Origin of the sequence: Galactobacter valiniphilus (genome assembly GCF_003575975.1) — a bacterium.
Lineage (GTDB): Bacteria > Actinomycetota > Actinomycetes > Actinomycetales > Micrococcaceae > Galactobacter > Galactobacter valiniphilus.
This window is the reverse complement of record NZ_QQXK01000005.1, coordinates 44,031-62,318: the sequence shown is the minus strand read 5'-3', so window position 1 is coordinate 62,318 and position 18,288 is coordinate 44,031. Positions and strand designations below refer to the sequence as shown.

General features: G+C 70.1%; 14 protein-coding genes. 3 read left to right on the top strand and 11 right to left on the bottom strand.

The genetic code is table 11. The annotated features are described in order from the left end of the window. Nucleotides 1-32 precede the first annotated feature (32 nt). The 6 genes from ruvX to DWB68_RS03550 all read right to left on the bottom strand — a co-directional run bounded on the left by ruvX (nt 33) and on the right by DWB68_RS03550 (nt 6,464). Nucleotides 33-563, bottom strand: a complete 531-nt coding sequence (ruvX, locus tag DWB68_RS03575) for a Holliday junction resolvase RuvX (RefSeq protein WP_119423772.1) — start codon at nt 561-563, stop codon at nt 33-35. Beyond that, the gene (gene alaS, locus DWB68_RS03570) at nt 556-3,249 is read right to left on the bottom strand and encodes an alanine--tRNA ligase (RefSeq protein WP_119423771.1); all 2,694 of its coding nucleotides are present in this window, start codon (nt 3,247-3,249) and stop codon (nt 556-558) included. Before alaS ends, ruvX begins: the two co-directional genes overlap by 8 nt. A gap of 51 nt (nt 3,250-3,300) precedes the next feature. Further along, complete coding sequence (locus DWB68_RS03565; RefSeq protein ID WP_119423770.1) at nt 3,301-3,552, bottom strand: hypothetical protein; 252 nt, start codon at nt 3,550-3,552, stop codon at nt 3,301-3,303. A gap of 90 nt (nt 3,553-3,642) precedes the next feature. Next, a complete protein-coding gene (locus tag DWB68_RS03560; protein ID WP_119423769.1) occupies nt 3,643-4,014 on the bottom strand; it encodes a DUF948 domain-containing protein in 372 nt (123 codons plus the stop codon). Between the two features lie 179 nt (nt 4,015-4,193). Next, nucleotides 4,194-4,817 (bottom strand): 30S ribosomal protein S4, encoded by a 624-nt coding sequence (gene rpsD, locus DWB68_RS03555; protein ID WP_119423768.1) that lies wholly within the window; start codon nt 4,815-4,817, stop codon nt 4,194-4,196. A gap of 237 nt (nt 4,818-5,054) precedes the next feature. Continuing rightward, nucleotides 5,055-6,464, bottom strand: a complete 1,410-nt coding sequence (locus DWB68_RS03550; protein ID WP_233548592.1) for a replication-associated recombination protein A — start codon at nt 6,462-6,464, stop codon at nt 5,055-5,057. A gap of 99 nt (nt 6,465-6,563) precedes the next feature. On the opposite strand from DWB68_RS03550, the gene dtd reads away from it, so the two are divergent. Next, on the top strand, nt 6,564-7,004 hold the full coding sequence (gene dtd, locus DWB68_RS03545) for a D-aminoacyl-tRNA deacylase (RefSeq protein ID WP_119423767.1): 441 nt from the start codon (nt 6,564-6,566) through the stop codon (nt 7,002-7,004). Between the two features lie 219 nt (nt 7,005-7,223). Here the strand turns inward: dtd and aspS are convergent, their stop codons facing one another. Together aspS and hisS are read right to left on the bottom strand one after the other, a co-directional pair. Beyond that, nucleotides 7,224-9,041: an aspartate--tRNA ligase gene (gene aspS / locus DWB68_RS03540; protein WP_119423766.1), complete on the bottom strand. Its 1,818-nt coding sequence runs from the start codon at nt 9,039-9,041 to the stop codon at nt 7,224-7,226. A 110-nt stretch (nt 9,042-9,151) separates the two neighbouring features. Continuing rightward, a complete protein-coding gene (hisS, locus tag DWB68_RS03535; RefSeq protein ID WP_119423765.1) occupies nt 9,152-10,513 on the bottom strand; it encodes a histidine--tRNA ligase in 1,362 nt (453 codons plus the stop codon). Nucleotides 10,514-10,670: 157 nt separating this feature from the next. Here hisS and DWB68_RS03530 point away from each other — a divergent pair, with 157 nt between their 5' ends. Both DWB68_RS03530 and DWB68_RS03525 read left to right on the top strand, forming a co-directional pair. Next, on the top strand, nt 10,671-12,332 hold the full coding sequence (locus tag DWB68_RS03530) for a DUF349 domain-containing protein (RefSeq protein ID WP_119423764.1): 1,662 nt from the start codon (nt 10,671-10,673) through the stop codon (nt 12,330-12,332). 91 nt (nt 12,333-12,423) lie between these two features. Beyond that, nucleotides 12,424-13,053, top strand: coding sequence for a hypothetical protein (locus DWB68_RS03525; RefSeq protein ID WP_119423763.1), 630 nt, complete (start codon nt 12,424-12,426; stop codon nt 13,051-13,053). Here the strand turns inward: DWB68_RS03525 and DWB68_RS03520 are convergent. The 3 genes from DWB68_RS03520 to secD all read right to left on the bottom strand — a co-directional run bounded on the left by DWB68_RS03520 (nt 13,038) and on the right by secD (nt 18,265). Further along, on the bottom strand, nt 13,038-15,320 hold the full coding sequence (locus DWB68_RS03520) for a RelA/SpoT family protein (RefSeq protein ID WP_119423762.1): 2,283 nt from the start codon (nt 15,318-15,320) through the stop codon (nt 13,038-13,040). The genes DWB68_RS03525 and DWB68_RS03520 overlap by 16 nt on opposite strands. A 172-nt stretch (nt 15,321-15,492) precedes the next feature. Then, nucleotides 15,493-16,488: a protein translocase subunit SecF gene (secF, locus tag DWB68_RS03515; protein ID WP_119423761.1), complete on the bottom strand. Its 996-nt coding sequence runs from the start codon at nt 16,486-16,488 to the stop codon at nt 15,493-15,495. Further along, on the bottom strand, nt 16,481-18,265 hold the full coding sequence (gene secD / locus DWB68_RS03510; protein ID WP_119423760.1) for a protein translocase subunit SecD: 1,785 nt from the start codon (nt 18,263-18,265) through the stop codon (nt 16,481-16,483). Before secD ends, secF begins: the two co-directional genes overlap by 8 nt. Nucleotides 18,266-18,288 lie beyond the last annotated feature (23 nt).

Sequence of the window (18,288 nt, the reverse complement as noted above, 5' to 3'; positions counted from 1 at the left end):
GCGACCCTTGCGGGGCGCCGGGGGGGCAACGATCAGGCGAGCGGCTGTCCGGCGGGACGGCCGAGGGATTTCTGCATGTCGAGCGCCTGTTGCAGGATCGCCACGGCGGCGGCCTGATCAATCACGGAGCGCGAGTTCTTCACGTTCAGCCCATTCTCGTGCAGCTGTCGCTGCGCCGATACGGTGCTGAGGCGTTCGTCGATCATGCGGACCTGGGCCTCGGAGCCAGCGGCCGCGAGCGCCTCGGCGAGGTCGCCGGAGTAGTCGAGGGCGTCCTGCGTGGACGGGGTGTGCCCGCCGCTCAGATTGCGGGGCAGGCCCACGTAGACGGTCACCGCCCCCACCGAGAGGGCGTGCTCCACGAGCAGGCGCTGATCGCTGTTCTTTTTCGGGTCGCGACGCAGGGTGCGCACCGGCGTGGCCAAGAGGCCGTCCGGGTCGGCCTGAGCGAGGCCGACGCGGGCCTTGCCCACGTCGACGCCCAGGCGCACACCGCGGGGCAGGGTCGGCGCGTTGTCCGCGCCGTCCCCGCCCCGCGAAGCGTCAGAAACGGTCTCAGCCACGCTGCGCCACGAGTCGGGCGACCTCGGCGAGGGCCGCCGGGATCTGCGCGGCGTCCTGGCCGCCACCCTGGGCGACGTCGTCCTTGCCGCCGCCGCCACCGCCGAGCACCTTGGCGCCGGCACGCACGAGCGCACCAGCCTTGACACCGGCGTCGCGGGCGGCCTGGTTGGTCGCCACGAGCAGCACGGGCTTGCCCGAGACCACACCCGTCACGGCCACGGTGGAGGCGTCGGCGCCGAGGCGATCGCGGGCCGGCAGGGCCAGCGCGCGCAGATCGTCGGCGCTGGCGACCTCGCCAGCGTCGTGGGTCACGAGGCGCACGCCCGCCACGTCGGTCGCGGCGGCCACGAGGGCGGCGGAGGCGGCCTGCAGCTTCTCGTGGCGCAGGCGCTCCACCTCCTTCTCGGCGGCGCGCAGCTTGGCGACGGTGGAGGTGATGCGCTCGCGCAGCTCGCCCGAGGGCACGCGGAACATCTCGGTCAGGTCGTTGACGAGGGCGCGCTCGGCGGCGTTGTGGCGGAAGGCCTCGAGGCCAACGAGCGCCTCGACGCGGCGGTTGCCGGAGCCGACGGAGGCCTCGCCCAGCAGGGTGAGCGAGCCGATGTTGGCCGTGCGGCCCACGTGGGTGCCGCCGCAGAACTCGCGCGACCACGCGCCGTCGATCTCCACGACGCGCACGGTGTCGCCGTACTTCTCGCCGAAGAGGCTCGTGGCGCCGAGGGCCTTGGCCTCGTCCTTCTTCATGACGCGCGTGAGCACATCGAAGTCGCGGTTGATCGCGTGGTTGACCACGGCCTCGACTTCGGAGCGAGCGGCGGCGCTCATGGCGTCGGCCCACGTGAAGTCGAAGCGCAGGTAGCCGGCCTTGTTGAAGGAGCCGGACTGCAGGGCCTCGGGGCCGAGGACCTGGTGCAGCGCCGCGTGGACGAGGTGGGTCGCGGTGTGCGCCTCCTCGCCGGCGTGACGGCGGGCGGCGTCGACGCTTGCAAGCACCGTGGCGTTGGCGGGCAGCTCGCCCTCGCGCACGATGGCGCGGTGGACGGAGAGGCCGCGCATGGGCGCCTGCACATCGGTCACCTCGACGACGAAGCCGTCGCCCGTGATCAGGCCGGTGTCGGCGGCCTGGCCGCCGGCTTCGGCGTAGAACGGCGTGGCGTCGAGGACGAGCTCGATCTCCTGGCCCTGCTCGGCGACCTGGACGCGGGAGCCGCCCACCAGGAGGCCGCGCACGGCCGACTCGGTGCTGAGCTCGTCGTAACCGGTGAAGTGGGTGTCCCCCGCCTCGTGGAGCTCGCGGTAGACCGTGAGATCGGCGTGGCCGGTCTTCTTGGCCTTCGCGTCCTTCTTGGCGCGCTGGCGCTGCTCCTCCATGAGGGCGGTGAACTGCTCGCGGTCCACGGCCAGGCCGGCCTCGCCCGCGATCTCCAGCGTGAGGTCGATCGGGAAGCCGTAGGTGTCGTGCAGCGAGAACGCGTCGGCGCCGGAGAGCGGTGTGCCGGCGGCTTTGGCGCCCTCGAGGGCCTCCTCGAGGCGCGCGGTGCCGGAGGCGATGGTGCGCAGGAAGGAGCGCTCCTCGGCGTAGGCCACGCGGGCGATGCGCTCGAAGTCGGTCTCGACGACGGGATAGACGCCCTTCATGGCGTCGCGCGAGACGGGCAGCAGCACGGGGAGCACTGGCTCCTCGACGCCCAGGAGGCGCATGGCGCGCACGGCGCGGCGGATGAGGCGGCGCAGCACGTAGCCGCGGCCCTCGTTGGACGGGGTGACCCCGTCGGAGATCAGCATGAGCGAGCTGCGGATGTGGTCGCCCACGACGCGCAGGCGCACATCGTCGGCGTGGTGCGGATCCGCGGGATCCTCCGTGCCGGTGTAGGCCTTGCCGGCCATCTCGGCGGCGCGGTCAAGGACGGGACGGACCTGGTCCGTCTCGTAGATGTTCTCCACGCCCTGCAGGATCATGGCGAGGCGCTCGAGGCCCAGGCCGGTGTCGATGTTGCGCTGGGGCAGCTCGCCGGCGACGTCGAAGTCGGTCTTGGAGCGCACGGCGGAGAGCTGGTACTGCATGAACACGAGGTTCCAGATCTCGATGTAGCGCGTCTCGTCGACGGCCGGGCCGCCCTCGAGGCCGTAGGCGGCGCCGCGGTCGTAGTAGATCTCCGAGCAGGGGCCGCCGGGGCCCGGCTGGCCGGTGTTCCAGTAGTTGTCTGCCTTGCCCGTGCCGACCACGCGCTCCGTGGGGACCCCGATCTTGTCCTCCCAGATGCGGCGAGCCTCCTCGTCCTTCTCGTCGCCGTCCTCGTAGACGGTGACCCAGAGGCGCTCGGGGTCCAGGCCGAAGCCGCCCTGATCCTGCGGGGTGGTCAGCAGCTCCCACGCGAACGTGATGGCGCCTTCCTTGAAGTAGTCGCCGAAGGAGAAGTTGCCGGCCATCTGGAAGAAGGTGCCGTGACGCGCGGTCTGGCCGACCTCCTCGATGTCGGCGGTGCGGATGCACTTCTGCACGCTCGTGGCGCGCGGGTATGGCGCGGGCTCCACGGCGGTCAGGTAGGGGATGAAGGGAACCATGCCCGCAACGGTGAAGAGCAGCGAGGGATCGGATGAGACCAGGGAGGCGCTGGGCACGGCCGTGTGGCCGCGGGCCTCAAAGAAGCTGATCCATCGCTGGGCGATGTCCTGGGATTTCATGCTGCTGTGTGTCTCCTGCTTGAGCGAAGCGGTGGGGAAAGGGATAAGTCTTTAGCGGACGGTGCCGTCGGCGTGACGGCCGCGGGGCGCCTCGTCGATGCCGAGGGCCGCGCGCAGTTCGGCCTCGCGCGTGGCCATGCCGTCCTTGAAGGCGGCGCCGGCGGTCTCGACCCAACCGCTCACGCGGTCGAGCCCAGCGTCGGCGAGGGCCAGGGGCCCGCCGCTGGTGCGGGCCTTGGAGAGCTGGCGGGCGGCCAACACGCCGATGCCCACGCCGAGGGCAACCCAGAACAGTTTCTTCACGTGTTCGCTTCTTTCGTGTGGGTTGGAAGGGGCGCTCGCGCACCGATCAGCGCTCCGCTCGCCCGCAGTGCGCGGGGGCGGAGCCGAGGATCAGCGGGCGCGGCGTCCGGATCCGCGGCGGGTCGTGGACAGGGCGGCGCGCACGCCGGAGCTGAAGGAGGCGATCTTGATGAGCGGCTTGCCCACGATCGCGGCCGTGAGAGACGAGAGGGCCGTGATATTGGCCGTGGCGTCCTGCACGTTGGAGGTGATGGCGTCCACGCGCTCGAGCTGCTGATGGCTCGTGGCGACCGTCGTGGAGACCTCGCCGAGGATCGGCGTGGTGTTGTCGGTGACCTCGCGCACGGCGCGGCGCAGCTCATCGAAGACCCGACCGAGCTTGATGATCGGCACGGCAAGCAGGGCCACGAGGATCAGGAAGACTCCCGCGGCGATCAGGCCGGCGATGTCGGCGCCACTCATGTGCTGTGCTCCTTCATGTGTCACCTAGCGCACGGCCGATGCCGGAGCGCATGTCCACCTTACCGCCCCGTCAACGCGGGAGGGTGAGGCCCGCTGACGGGACAAGCCCGCCACCGCAAAGAAATGCGGTGACGGGCTTGTCCTTGTTCCCCGTGCGCGAGGCGCGGGGAGCGCCTGGATCAGCGGGCGTAGTACTCGACGACCAGGTTCTCTTCGCAGGTCACGGGGACCTCGGAGCGCTTGGGGCGACGGACCAGCTTGGCCTGCAGGGCCTCGATCTTGACGTCCAGGTAGCCCGGGACGGCCGGCAGCACCTGCTGGTGAGCACCGGCGGCGGCCAGCTGGAACGGGACCATGGTCTCGCTACGCTGGTGCACGTGGATCAGCTGACCCTCCTTCACGCGGAAGGACGGGCGGTCAACGCGGATGCCGTCAACGAGGATGTGACGGTGCACGACCAGCTGGCGGGCCTGCTGGATGGTGCGGGCGAAGCCGGCGCGCAGCACGAGGGCGTCAAGACGCATCTCGAGCAGCTCGATCAGGTTCTCACCGGTCAGACCCTTGGTGCGACGAGCCTCTTCGAAGATGATCGTCATCTGGGCCTCGCGGATGCCGTACTGGGCGCGAAGACGCTGCTTCTCGCGCAGACGCACTGCGTAGTCGCTGTCCTGCTTCTTGCGGGCACGGCCGTGCTGGCCGGGACCGTACGGACGGCGCTCCATGTACTTCTCAGCCTTCGGCGTCAGGGCGATGCCAAGGGCACGGGACAGACGCACGGTGTTGCGTGCGCGATTGCTGGCCACGATAGTGTCCTTCTCTGTTCCGCGAGCTCTCAGGCGGTCTGGCCTCCGCAAGTGGAGAGAGGGGGGAGCTCGCTTCCCACCGTTCTGCAGCGCGCACCCGAGGGCGCGGCTTGCCAGCCAAGGATCTACCTTACCAGCGAGGACGCCGCCTCGATGCACGACGACGCCCCGGCACCCGGGGTGCCGTGCGTCACGCCGGGCGCGGGCCCGCGCCCCAGGCGCGCCCTCGCTCCCGCCCTAGCGGCGGCGTCGGCCCCTGATGATGTCCCTCAGCGTCTCGAGACGCTGGCGCAGCCCGCGCTCGGCGCCGTTCTCGGTGGGGCGGTAGTAGTCGACGCCCACGAGGTCGTCCGGCGGGTACTGCTGGGTGGCCACACCGTGCGGGGCATCGTGGGAGTACTGGTAGCCCTTGCCGTGACCCAGCCGCTCGGCCCCCTTGTAGTGGGCGTCGCGCAGGTGCGCCGGGATGCCCTTGCCCTTGCCCCCGCGCACATCGGCGATGGCCTCGTTGATCGCGAGGTAGGCGGCGTTGGACTTGGGGGCGGTGGCCAGGTGCACCACGGCGTGGCCCAGGATGATGCGGGCCTCCGGCATGCCGATGAGCTGCACGGCCTGGGCCGCGGCGACGGCCGTCTGCAGCGCGGTGGGATCGGCCATGCCGATGTCCTCCGAGGCGGAGATGATCAGGCGCCTGGCGAGGAAGCGCGGATCCTCCCCCGCCTCCATCATGGTGGCGGCGTAGTGCAGGGCCGCGTCGACGTCCGAGCCGCGGATGGACTTGATGAGGGCGCTGGCCGTGTCGTAGTGGTTATCGCCCTGGCGGTCGTAGCGGCGCACCGCCACGTCCATGGCGCGTTCGGCGTCCTCCGCCTCGATGGTGGCGGGATCCTCCTCCCCCGCGGCGCGGCGATCCAGCGCCACGGCTGCCGCCGCCTCGAGTCCCGTGAGGGCCTTGCGGGCGTCGCCGCCGGAGAGCTGGATGAGGTGATCGAGCACGCCCTCCCCCGGCACCACGCTGGCGCCGAGCCCGCGTTCGTCGGCGATCGCCCGCTCGAGCAGCTCGCGCAGGTCCTCCTCGGTCAGGGAGCGCAGGGTCAGCATGAGGGAGCGCGAGAGCAGGGGCGCCACGACGGAGAAGCTGGGGTTCTCGGTGGTGGCTGCGACGAGCACGACCCAGCCGTTCTCCACGCCGGGCAGGAGCGCGTCCTGCTGGGCCCTATTGAAGCGATGGATCTCGTCGAGGAAGAGCACGGTGGTGACGCCGCGCAGATCGCGGTCCTCGAGGGCCTGATCCATGACCCGGCGCACGTCCTTGACGCCGGAGGTGATGGCGGAGAGCTCCACGAAGCGGCGCTGCGGCCCGCGCGCGATGACGTGCGCCAGGGTGGTCTTGCCGGTGCCGGGAGGACCCCACAGGATGACCGAGCTGAGCCCCGCCGGACCGCCGGAGCCGGACTCGGCCAGCTGGCGCAGCGGCGAGCCGGGCTTGAGCAGGTGCTTCTGACCGGCAACCTCGTCCAGGCTGCGCGGGCGCATGCGCACCGCGAGCGGCGGGCGGGGGCGCGCGCCCCCGGAGGCCCCGCGCGAGAGCGAGCTCGGCGCGAAGTCCGGCTCGTCGTCGTCGTCCTGATGGAAGAGGTCATTCACGCCCTCAAGGCTATCGCCCAGTGCGGGCACCTCGAGGCCACACGCTAGCGTTGTTCCCGTTGCCGTGCGGAGGGTCCGCGCGGCGCGGAAGGTGGAACGATGCGCGGTGTGGTGCAGGTGGCCGACGGGGCACACGTCGAGGTCGACGGCGAGGTGGTGGGCGGCTTCGACGGTCACGGGCTCGTGGTGCTCCTCGGCGTGACCCACAGCGACGACGAGGCGACGGCCGTGAAGGTCGCCGAGAAGATCGCGCACCTGCGCATCCTCCCCGGCGAGCAGTCGCCGCTGCAGACGGGCGCCCCGATCCTGCTCATCAGCCAGTTCACGCTCTACGGCGACGTGCGCAAGGGCCGTCGGCCCGGGTGGACGCAGGCGGCGCCCGGACCGGTCTCCGAGCCGCTCTATGAGGAGGTCGGCGGCGTGCTGCGCGGCCTGGGGCTCGAGGTCAGCACCGGCGTCTTCGGAGCCCACATGCGCGTGGGTCTCGTGAACGACGGCCCCTTCACGCTGCTCATCGACTCGGCCGACCTCCCCGGCTGACGCCTGCGTCGCCGGCGTCGCCGGAGGCACCGCCCCCCTCCCGCACTTTTCGTCGTATCCCGCACCTTCCGCACGGGATACGACGAAAAGTGCGGGATGAGGCAGGGGAAGAGGCCACGGGCGGGATCAGAGGCCCGGGGCCATCCCCGGACACAGCACGACGGCGCCGTACCCCACCTGAGGTGGGGTACGGCGCCGTCGTGCGTTAAGCGGGAAAGATCAGGCCTTGGCCTGCTCCTCCTTGGCCTCGGCGGCCGCGGCAGCCTTGGGCTCCTTGGGGGCGTCGGGCTTGGCGTCCACGCCCGCCTCCTTGCGCTGCTGCGCCGTGATCGGGGCCGGGGCCGCGGTCAGCGGATCGTAGCCGGCGCCGGTCTTCGGGAAGGCGATGACCTCGCGGATGGAGTCCTCGCCTGCCAGCAGCGAGACCACGCGGTCCCAGCCGAAGGCGATGCCGCCATGCGGCGGGGCGCCGAACTTGAAGCCCTCCAGCAGGAAGCCGAACTGCTCGTCGGCCTGCTCCTGGGTGACACCCATGACCTTGAACACGCGCTCCTGGACGTCGGCGCGGTGGATACGGATGGAACCGCCGCCGATCTCGTTGCCGTTGCACACGATGTCGTAGGCGTAGGCCAGGGCCGAACCCGGATCGGTGTCGAAGGTGTCCTGGAACTCGGGCTTGGGCGAGGTGAACGCGTGGTGCACCGCGGTCCACTTGCCGCCGCCCACTGCCACATCGCCCGAGGCCACGGCGTCGGCCGCGGGCTCGAACATGGGGGCGTCCACGATCCACACGAAGGCCCAGTCGCCGTCCTTGATCAGGCCGGTGCGCTTGGCGATCTCGTTGCGGGCCGCGCCCAGCAGGCCGCGGGTCGGCTTGGTCTCGCCCGCGCCGAAGAAGATGCAGTCGCCCGGGGCCGCGCCGACGGTGGCGACGAGGTTCTCGCGCTCCCACTCGGTGAGGTTCTTGGCCACGGGGCCGGTCAGCTCGCCGTCCTCCTGGACCAGGACGTAGGCCAGGCCCTTGCCGCCGTGCTGCTTGGCCCACTCCTGCCAGCCATCCAGCTGGCGGCGGGGCTGCGAGGCGCCACCCGGCATGACCACGGCGCCGACGTACGGCGACTGGAACACGCGGAAGGTGGTGTCCTTGAAGAAGTCCTTGAGCTCGGTGATCTCCAGGCCGAAGCGCAGATCCGGCTTGTCGGAGCCGTACTTGACCATGGCCTCGGCGTAGGTCATGCGGCGGATCGGGGTGGAGATCTCCACGCCGATGAGGGCCCAGATGCGCTTGACGATCTCCTCGCCGAGCTTGATCACGTCCTCCTGGTCGACGAAGGAGGCCTCGATGTCCAGCTGGGTGAACTCCGGCTGGCGATCGGCGCGGAAGTCCTCGTCGCGGTAGCAACGCGCGATCTGGTAGTACTTCTCGACGCCGCCGACCTGCAGCAGCTGCTTGAAGAGCTGCGGGGACTGCGGCAGCGCATACCACTTGCCCGGGGCAAGGCGGGCCGGGACCACGAAGTCGCGGGCGCCCTCGGGCGTGGAGCGGGTCAGGGTGGGCGTCTCGACCTCGAGGAAGCCCTGCTCGTGCAGCAGCTCGCGGGCGATGCGGTTCGCCTCGGAGCGCAGGCGCAGGTTGGCGGCCGGCTTGGGGCGGCGCAGGTCAACGTAGCGGTACTTGAGGCGAGCCTCCTCGCCGACCTCGACGTGCTCGTCCACCTGGAACGGCAGCGGCGCGGAGGTGTTCAGGACCTCGAGCTTGGTGGCGTGCACCTCGATGGCGCCGGAGGGCAGCTCCGGGTTCTCGTTGCCCTCGGGGCGGGCCTGGACGGTGCCGGTCACGGCCACCACGAACTCGTTGCGCAGCGGGGAGAACACCGCCTCATCGTGCACCACGACCTGCGACACGCCGGAGCGATCGCGCAGGTCAAGGAAGGCGACGCCGCCATGATCGCGGCGGCGGGCAACCCAGCCGGCGAGGGTGACGGTCTGCCCGATGTGCTCGGCGCGGAGGGTTCCCGCGTCATGTGTGCGCAGCACGAAAGGTCCTTTCGAGACAGGTGTGGGGGCGGCCATGCTGGCCGCGGACTCCCGATCGATTCTACGCGCCCGCCGCTGGGGCGGCGGGCGCGGTGGTTTTGGGGGTGGGCTCAGTGCCCGACGGCGGCGTCCCCGGCCTGGGCGGCGGGGGTCACCGTGGGGACAAGATCCTCGAGCGGCGGCACCCAGGTCTCGGCCGCTGCCTCGAGCTGCTCGCCCGTGCGGATGTCCTTCACCGTGTCGCTCGCGCCGTGTTCGCCGAGGAACCAGACGAAGGGGATGCCGCGGCGATCGGCGTGCTTGATCTGCTTGCCAAACTTCTCGGCCGTGGCCATGACCTCGGTGGAGATGCCGCGGCCGCGCAGCTGGCGGGCGACCTCCTGGGCGCGCAGCCATTCGCCGTCGTTCGGCAGGGCGACCAGCACGGCCGTGGGGACCTCGCGGGAGGCCACGAGGGTGCCCTCGGCCAGCAGGCGGGAGACGAGGCGGGAGACGCCGATGGACAGGCCGACGCCGGGGAAGGTCTTCTTGCCGTTGGAGGCGAGGGACTCATACCGGCCGCCGGAGCAGATGGAGCCGAGCTTCTCGTGGCCCACGAGGACCGTCTCGTAGACCGTGCCCGTGTAGTAATCGAGGCCGCGGGCAATGGAGAGGTCGGCGATGACGCGACCGGGAGCGGCCACGGCCGCGGCCTCCACGACCTGGCGCAGCTCGTCCAGGCCCTCCTCCAGCAGCGGGTGCTCCACGCCGAGCTCGCGGACGGCCTCGACGAAGGAACCGTCGGAGGCGCGGATGCTGGCCAGGGCCAGGGCCTTGGCCGCCTGCTCCTCGCTCAGGCCGTCGGCCTGCAGCTCCTCGGAGACCTTGGCGGCGCCGATCTTCTCCAGCTTGTCGATGGCACGCAGCACCGAGGCGGTGTCCTCGATGCCGAGCCCGCGGTAGAAGCCCTCGGAGAGCTTGCGGTTGTTCACGCGCAGGCGGAAGTCGCCGAGCTCGAGGGCGCTCAGGGCCTCGGCGATGACGAGGGCCAGCTCGACGTCGTAACGGAAGGGCAGGGTGCCGTCGCCCACGATGTCGACATCGGCCTGCGTGAACTCGCGGAAGCGGCCGTCCTGCGGGCGTTCACCGCGCCAGACCTTCTGCATTTGGTAGCGACGGAAGGGGAACTGCAGGTAGCCGGCGTTCTCCACGACGTAGCGGGCGAAGGGCACCGTGAGGTCGAAGTGCAGGGCCAGCGCGTTGGCGTCGTCCTTGGCGGCGGCGTCGTCCTGTAGGCGGGAGACCCCGTAGACCTCCTTGTCGATCTCGCCCTTGCGCAGGAGCTGACCCACCGTCTCCACGGCGCGCGTCTCAATGTTGGAGAAGCCGTGGAGCTCAAAGATGCGGCGCAAGGTGTCCAACACATGCTGTTCCACCACTCGCTCGGCGGGGAGCCATTCGGGGAAACCGGTGAGGGAGGGCTTGCGTGCCATGGTGGGGAGATGCTCCTGGATCGAAAGACTGGACGCTGAAGCAGCGTGCCTGGGCGCGGACGCCACGCACGCCCGCGGGGAGCGGGCGGGGCGTCGACCCACCAATTCTAGGTCAACAAAGCGGGGCGATTCTGCGCAACCACGGGTGTGGGCCGGTATGGTGGCACGCGTACGTGTGTGTCCGGCCACCTCTGCCTGCCTTGCGGGCGCGGCCGGACGGTCTTCAACGAAAGAGAAGAATCCGGTGAGCGAGCAGCATCTCCCCGAGCAGAACGAGCAGGAGCAGGCCCAGACTGCGGCCGAGCCGACGAACGAGGCCGTGGCCCCCGAGCAGCCGGCGGCGCCGGTTGCGCAGGAGCAGGCCGAGGTTGTCGCCCCTGCCGAAGGCCAGGAGGCCCCTGCCGAGGAGGCCCCCGCCGAGCCTGAGGTCGCGCCCGAGGCGCCGGCCGGCGAAGCCCCCGCCCAGGCGGCTCCGGCCGCCACCCCCGCCGCCGTCAAGCCGACGGCGCTGAAGCCCGCGGCCCCCAAGCCGGCCGCGGCGGCCGCCCCCCAGGCTCCCAGCACCTCCCTCGAGGAGGCCCGCAAGTTTGGTCGCGTGAGCGAGGACGGCCACGTCTTCGTGACGGTCGACGGCGCCGAGGTGGCCGTGGGTCAGTACCCCGACAAGACCGCCGACGAGGCGCTTGCCTACTTCGTGCGCAAGTACGACGACCTGGTCGCGCAGATCATGCTGCTCGAGCAGCGCGTGGTGGCCAAGGCCCCCTCGGGCGACATGCCCAAGACGCTCGACACGATCGACGCCGCGGTCAAGGAGCGCAAGGTCGTGGGCGACATCGCCGCCCTCGAGGCGCGCACCGAGAACCTGCGCGTGGCCGTGGAGAACCTCCGCGCCGACGAGCGCCGCAACGCCGACAAGCTGCGCGCCGAGGCCCTCGCCAAGCGCGAGGCCATCGTGGCCGAGGCCGAGGAGCTCGCGGGCCGCCCGCCGGCACAGGTGCAGTGGAAGATCTCCAGCACCCGCATGGCGGAGCTGTTCGAGGAGTGGAAGGCCGAGCAGAAGACGGGCCACCGCGTGGGCCGCTCCACCGAGGACGCCCTGTGGAAGCGCTTCCGCGCCGCCCGCACGACCTTCGATCGCCATCGCCGCGCGTTCTTCTCCAAGCTTGACAGCGATAACTCGGAGGCCAAGTCCCAGAAGGAGGCGCTCATCGCCCGCGCCGAGGAGCTGCAGAACAGCACCGACTGGGGCAACACGGCCCGCGAGTACCGCCGCCTCATGGACGAGTGGAAGGCCTCCAAGCGCGCCTCCCGCCGCGACGACGACGCCCTGTGGCAGCGCTTCCGCGCGGCGCAGGACGTGTTCTTCGCCGCCCGCAAGGCCGACAACGACGCGATCGACGCCGAGTTCGGTGCCAACCTGGTGGTCAAGGAGGCGCTCCTCGAGGAGGCCCGCGCCCTGCTGCCCGTCAAGGATCTGGCGACCGCGCAGAAGCAGCTCAACTCCATCCGCGATCGCTGGGAGGAGGCCGGCAAGGTGCCGCGCGGCGATCTGCAGCGCGTCGAGTCGGCCCTCCGCCAGGTCGAGGACGCAGTGAAGTCCGCCGAGGACGAGCAGTGGCGCCGCAGCAACCCGGAGACGAAGGCGCGCTCCAACTCGATGCTGAGCCAGCTCGAGGACGCGATCTCCGAGCTCGAGGCCGATGTTGCCAAGGCCGAGGCCAAGGGTGACGCCCGCGCGCTCACGAAGGCCAAGGAGGCCCTCGAGGCCCGCCAGGCCTGGCTGGAGACGGTGCGCCGCTCCGCCGGCGATCTCGGCTGAGTTCGCCTCTCCCGCACGCCACGGGGCCCGGTTGTCCACAGGACGACCGGGCCCCGTGGCGTTGGTGCGTGCGCGCGGGGACGATGGTCGGATGCAGCGAGTCCACTCCCCCGCCGCCCGGCACGACAGACGCACCGAGGCCGCGCTCTCCGATCCCCCGCGCCACGGCACGCCGGCGCACCTGGGCCTGAGCGCGGGCGAGGCGTCCGCCCTGGTGCTGGGCGGCGCGGCCCGGTCGTTGTGGGGCGAGTGGCTCTGCCCCGGCGACACCCGGGCGGACCTCACGGCCAGGACGGACCTGCTCCGTGCGCTCCTGGCCGAGCGGGCGCCCGCGGACGCCGTGGTCGCCGAGGGGACGGCGGCGTGGGCCTGGCTGGGCGGCACGCCGCCCGCGCAGTGCATCGTGCGGGTGCGGCGCATCCACCGCAGCCTGGGCGCCGGCGATCCCCCGCTGCGGGCCGTCGAGGGCCTTCCGCCCGAGCGGCACATCGTCAGCGTGGGCCGGCTGCGGATCAGTTCACCCCTGCGCGCGGCGGTGGAGCTGCTGGCCGTCCGGTCACCGGAACGGGCGGCCTCCCCGAGCACCGTGCGCGGCCTGTTGGAGGCAGTGGGCGCCTGGACGCGGGACGCGCCGCCGCCCGAGGCCCTGGAGGGCTTCGGACCGGCGGCGCGCTCCAGGATCGCGGAGGGCTGGACGCGGTGCGCTCAGGCCTTCCGCTGACCGGCGACCGTGCGATAGACGTCGTACACACCGTCGATCTTGCGCACGGCCGTGAGCAGGTGGCCCAGGAAGCGCGGGTCGCCCATCTCGAAGGAGAAGCGCGAGAGCGCGGTACGTTCCTTGGTGGTGCTCACCGACGCCGAGAGGATGTTCACGTGGTTCTCCGAGAGCACGCGAGTGACATCGGAGAGCAGCGAAGTGCGATCGAGCGCCTCCACCTGGATCTCCACGAGGAACACGCTCTTCGCGGTGGGGGCCCAGGAGACCTCGACGACGCGAGCCGCCTCCTCGCCCTGCAGGTTCGTGATGTTGGGGCAATCCGCGCGGTGCACCGTCACGCCGGAGCCGCGCGTGACGAAGCCCGAAATCGGGTCGGGCGGGACCGGCGTGCAGCAGCGGGCCAGCTTCGCCATGACGTCCGAGGTGCCCTGGACGATCACGCCGGAATCGGAGTGCAGCGGGATCTTGGAGACGCCCTGCTGGGTGAGGATCGCCGCCTCGGCGTCCTCGTCCTCCACCTCGGCCCCGCCCACGAGCGCCTGGAGGTGCTCCAGGACGTTCTGGCTCGAGACGTGGCCGTCACCGACCGCCGCATACAACCCGGCGATGTCGACGTGGTGCAGCTCCTGCGCCACGGCGGTCAGCGTCTCGTGGGTCATGAGCTTCTGCAGGGGCAGGCCGTTCTTGCGCAACGCGCGCGTGAGCTGGTCCTTGCCCTTCTCGATCGCCTCTTCGCGGCGTTCCTTGGTGAACCACTGGCGGATCTTGTTGCGTGCACGCGGCGACTTGACGAAGCCCTGCCAGTCCTGGCTGGGGCCGGCGCCCTCGGCCTTGGACGTGAAGATCTCCACCCAGTCGCCGTTGCGCAACTCGGTGTTCAGCGGCACGAGCTTGCCGTTGACGCGCGCGCCGATGGTGCGGTGCCCCACCTCGGTGTGCACGGCGTAGGCGAAGTCAACGGGCGTGGAGCCGGCCGGAAGGGACATGACCTCGCCCTTGGGGGTGAAGACGAAGACCTCTGCGGCGGCGATCTCGTAGCGCAGCGAATCCAGGAACTCCCCGGGATCGCGCGTCTCCTTCTGCCAGTCGACGAGCGAACGCAGCCAGTTCATGTCCTGGCCCTCTTCGCCGCCCTCGCCGCGCGCGGCACCCTTGTACATCCAGTGGGCGGCCACGCCGTACTCTGCGCGCTTGTGCATGTCGTGGGTGCGGATCTGCACCTCGACGGGGCGCCCGCCCGGACCGATCACCGAGGTGTGCAGCGATTGGTACATGTTGAACTTGGGCATCGCGATGTAGTCCTTGAACCGCCCGGGCAGGGGGTTCCAGCGCGCGTGGATGACGCCGAGCACGGCGTAGCAATCCTTGACGGAGTCCACGAGGACGCGCACGCCCATGAGGTCGTGGATCTCGTCGAATTCCTTCCCGCGCACCACCATCTTTTGGTAGATCGAGTAGTAGTGCTTGGGGCGGCCAGTGATGGTGGCCTTCACCCGGGCGCCGCGCAGGTCCTCGTCGATGGCCTCGCGGACCTGGCCGAGGTAGCGCTCGCGCTCTGGCGTGCGCTGTCCCACCATGCGCACGATCTCCTCGTACACCTTGGGGTGAAGCACGGCGAAGGAGAGATCCTCGAGCTCCCACTTGACGGTGTTCATGCCGAGGCGGTGCGCTAGGGGCGCGTAGATCTCGAGGGTCTCGCGGGCCTTCTTCGCGGCCGACTCCGGGTTCACGTAGCGCCAGGTGCGGGCGTTGTGCGTGCGGTCAGCGAGCTTGATGACGAGGACGCGAATGTCCTGCGCCATCGCGATGATCATCTTGCGCACGGTCTCGGCCTGCGCCGCCTGCCCGTACTTGACCTTGTCGAGCTTCGTCACGCCGTCCACGAGCATGGCGATCTCGGGGCCGAAGTCCCGCGTCAGCTCCTCGACCGAGTAGTCCGTGTCCTCCACGGTGTCGTGCAGGAGCGCGGCGGCCAGCGTGGAGCCCGTCATGCCCATCTCGGCCAGGATGGTGGCGACGGCGACGGGGTGCGTGATGTACGGATCGCCCGACTTGCGCTTCACGCCGTCGTGCAGGCGCTCGGCGACCGTGTAGGCGCGGGTGATGAGGTCCAGGTCCTCGCGCGGCGAGTTTGCACGCACCGTGCGCAGCAACGGTTCGAGGATGGGAGGGGCCGAGGACTGCGAAGAGCGGCCGGCAAAGCGCACGAGGCGCGAGAACGTGCGGCCCGGGCGGGCTCCGGACGTGGGCGGCTGATCTGCCACGATCGTCCCCTCTCAGGAATCTCCCGCGTCTGGCGCGGGGAACAAGAAACGCCATCCGGCCCGTGAGGGCCGGATGACGTTTTATCCTAGGTCACTCGCGCACGTGCTTTGGTGCGCATGACGGGCGACACGCTCTGGAGCCGGGCCCCTCGCGCGCCGCCCGCCCGCGTGGTGCTTAGGCGGCCACCGTTTCGGAGGCCTCGCGCGCTGCCAGGATGGCGGCGTCGTGCTTCTTGTTGGCCGGCTCGTTGATGCGCAGCTGCGCGTAGAGCGGAGCCTGCAGGAACAGCGTGGACAGCGCCGAGACGATGATGCCGACGAACAGGGCCAGGGAGAGATCCTCCAGGGTGCCGGCACCGAGCAGCATGGAACCGATGAAGAGGATCGCGCCCACGGGCAGGATCGCCACGACCGAGGTGTTGATGGAGCGCACCAGGGTCTGGTTGATCGCGCGGTTCACCTGCTCGCCAAACGTCAGGTTTGCCTGCTGGGTGTGATCGTGCGTGTTTTCCCTGACCTTGTCGAAGACCACGACCGTGTCGTAGAGCGAGTAGCTCAGGATGGTGAGGAAGCCGATGATGGCGGAGGGGGTGACCTCGAAGCCCGTCGCGGCGTAGACGCCGGCGGTGATGATGACGACGGCCAGCAGGCCCACGATCGCCGCGAGCGACATCTTCCACGTGCGGAAGTAGAAGGCCATGAGCAGCGCCACGAGGACGATGAACACGATCAGACCGATGCCGGCCTGGCGCGAAACGTCGGCACCCCAGGTGGGGCCGATCGAGCTGACGGAGACCTTGGCCTCCGTGGTCGAGTAGGCCTCGGCCAGGGCCTTGCGCAGGGCCTCGGACTGCTCGGGCTCGAGGGTCTCTGTCTGGACACGCATCGTCTGGCCGGCCTGATGCGTCACGTGCGGGGTCACGCCGGGGATGGCCTTGGCCGCGGCGTCGACGCCGGGCTGGACCTCGGTGGTCGAAGCCCCTTGCACCTGGAACTCGTTGCCGCCCCGGAAGTCGATGCCGAGGTTGAAGCCGCCCTTGGCGACCGGGATCAGGATCGAGGCGATGACCAGCACGGCCGCGATCGCGAACCAGAGCTTGCGGCGCCCGATGAACTGGTAGGAACGCTTGCCCGTGTAGAGCTCATTGCCCCACGTTGCGAGACTAGCCACGGGTCTCCTCCTCGATCTCGTCCTTCACGGCGGTGGCGGTGCCGCCACTGCGGCGCTCGAGCTCCTCGGCCCGCTTGCGCTCGGCAATGGTCATGCGGCGCTGCGCCTCCTTGGCTGCACCCCGGTCCTTGGCCTTGACCTCGGTGAGGTCCTTGCGCTCGCGGAACGTGCCGGCGCCGCGGTACAGCGGCTGCGCACCCAGCAGGGAGGGATCCAGGCCGGAGAGCTTGTGGCCCTCGCCGAAGAAACGCGTCTTGGCCAGGATCTGCAGCACGGGGTGGGTGAACAGGAAGACCACCACGAGGTCGGCGACGGCGGTGAGGCCGAGCGTGAAGGCGAAGCCCTTCACGTTGCCGACGGAGACGAAGTACAGCACCACGGCGGCCAGAAGGTTCACGGCCTTGGAGGCCATGATGGTGCGCTTGGCGCGCGACCAGCCGTTCTCCACCGCGAGGGTGAGCGAGCGGCCGTCGCGCAGCTCATCGCGGATGCGTTCGAAGTACACGATGAACGAGTCCGCCGTCAGGCCGATGGCCACGATGATGCCCGCCACGCCGGCGAGCGAGAGACGGTAGTCGGCGCTCCAGCCCAGCAGCGCGATCGCCAGGTACGTCAGCAGGCCGGCGATGAGCAGCGAGGCGATGGTGACGAGGCCGAGCAGGCGGTACTGGAAGAAGGAGTAGATGGCCACGAGGATCAGGCCGATGAGGCCCGCGATGAGGCCCATCTTGAGCTGATCGGTGCCGAGGGTCGGCGAGATCTGCTGGTCCGACTGAATCGTGAAGGACATCGGCAGCGCACCGTACTTGAGCTGCTGCGCCAGCTGCGCGGCGCTCTGCTGCGTGAAGTTGCCGGTGATCTGCGAGTTGCCGTCGGTGATTCCGACGTCCGCTCGCGGGGCCGACACCACGGAACCGTCGAGCACGATCGCGAACTGATTGCGCGGTGACTCGAGCCCGGTCAGGCGCTGCGTGACCTTCTTAAAGTCCTCGGTGCCCTCGGAGTTGAAGGAGAGGTTCACGCCCCAGGCACCCGTGTTGTAACCCTGAGAGTTGGTGACCTGACCCGAGCTGGCGCTCGAGATGTCGGCACCCTTCACCTCGACCGGACCCAGCAGGTATTTCACGGCCTGGCCGGCTTCCGGGTCGATCTCACACGCGATGGCCGGGCCGTCCGCTGCAAATTGTGTGCGCGGCGTCTTTGACATCTCGGTGAGGCAGTCCCAGGCCTCGAACTTCTTGACCCACTCGGCCGTGATCCAGTTGGTGTCCGAACCGTTGTTGGGATCGCCCTTGGCGGTCGGCTTGGGAAGATCAGCGTCCTTGGTGCGGCTCTCCTCCGGCACGGCGGTGAAGGTCGAGGACGCCATGAGCACGGCGCGGAACTCCATCTGGGCCGAGGACTTGATCAGGTCGCGCTGCTCAGTGGTGATCTCGCCCGGCATCGCCACGACGATGTTGCGGCCGTTCTGCGTGGAGACCTGGGCCTCGTTCACGCCGGAGCCACTCACGCGCTCGCGGATGATCGCCACGGCCTGCGCCAGCTGATCGGCGTCGATCGTCGCGTTCGGGTCCTCGAGCTGGGGCGCCAAGATCATCTCGGTGCCGCCCTGCAGATCAAGCGCGAGCTTGGGCTCGAAGCTGGCGGCGTTCTCGCCGATGACCTTGGTGTTGCTGAGCACAACGCCGGTCGTGAGCACCGCAAAGAGCACCAGGTGGATGATGCCTAGCCACAGCAACGCCTTGCGTGCGTGGCGGACAGGGGCAGTGGATGCCATGGATGTCCTTCGTTTTTCGGTCA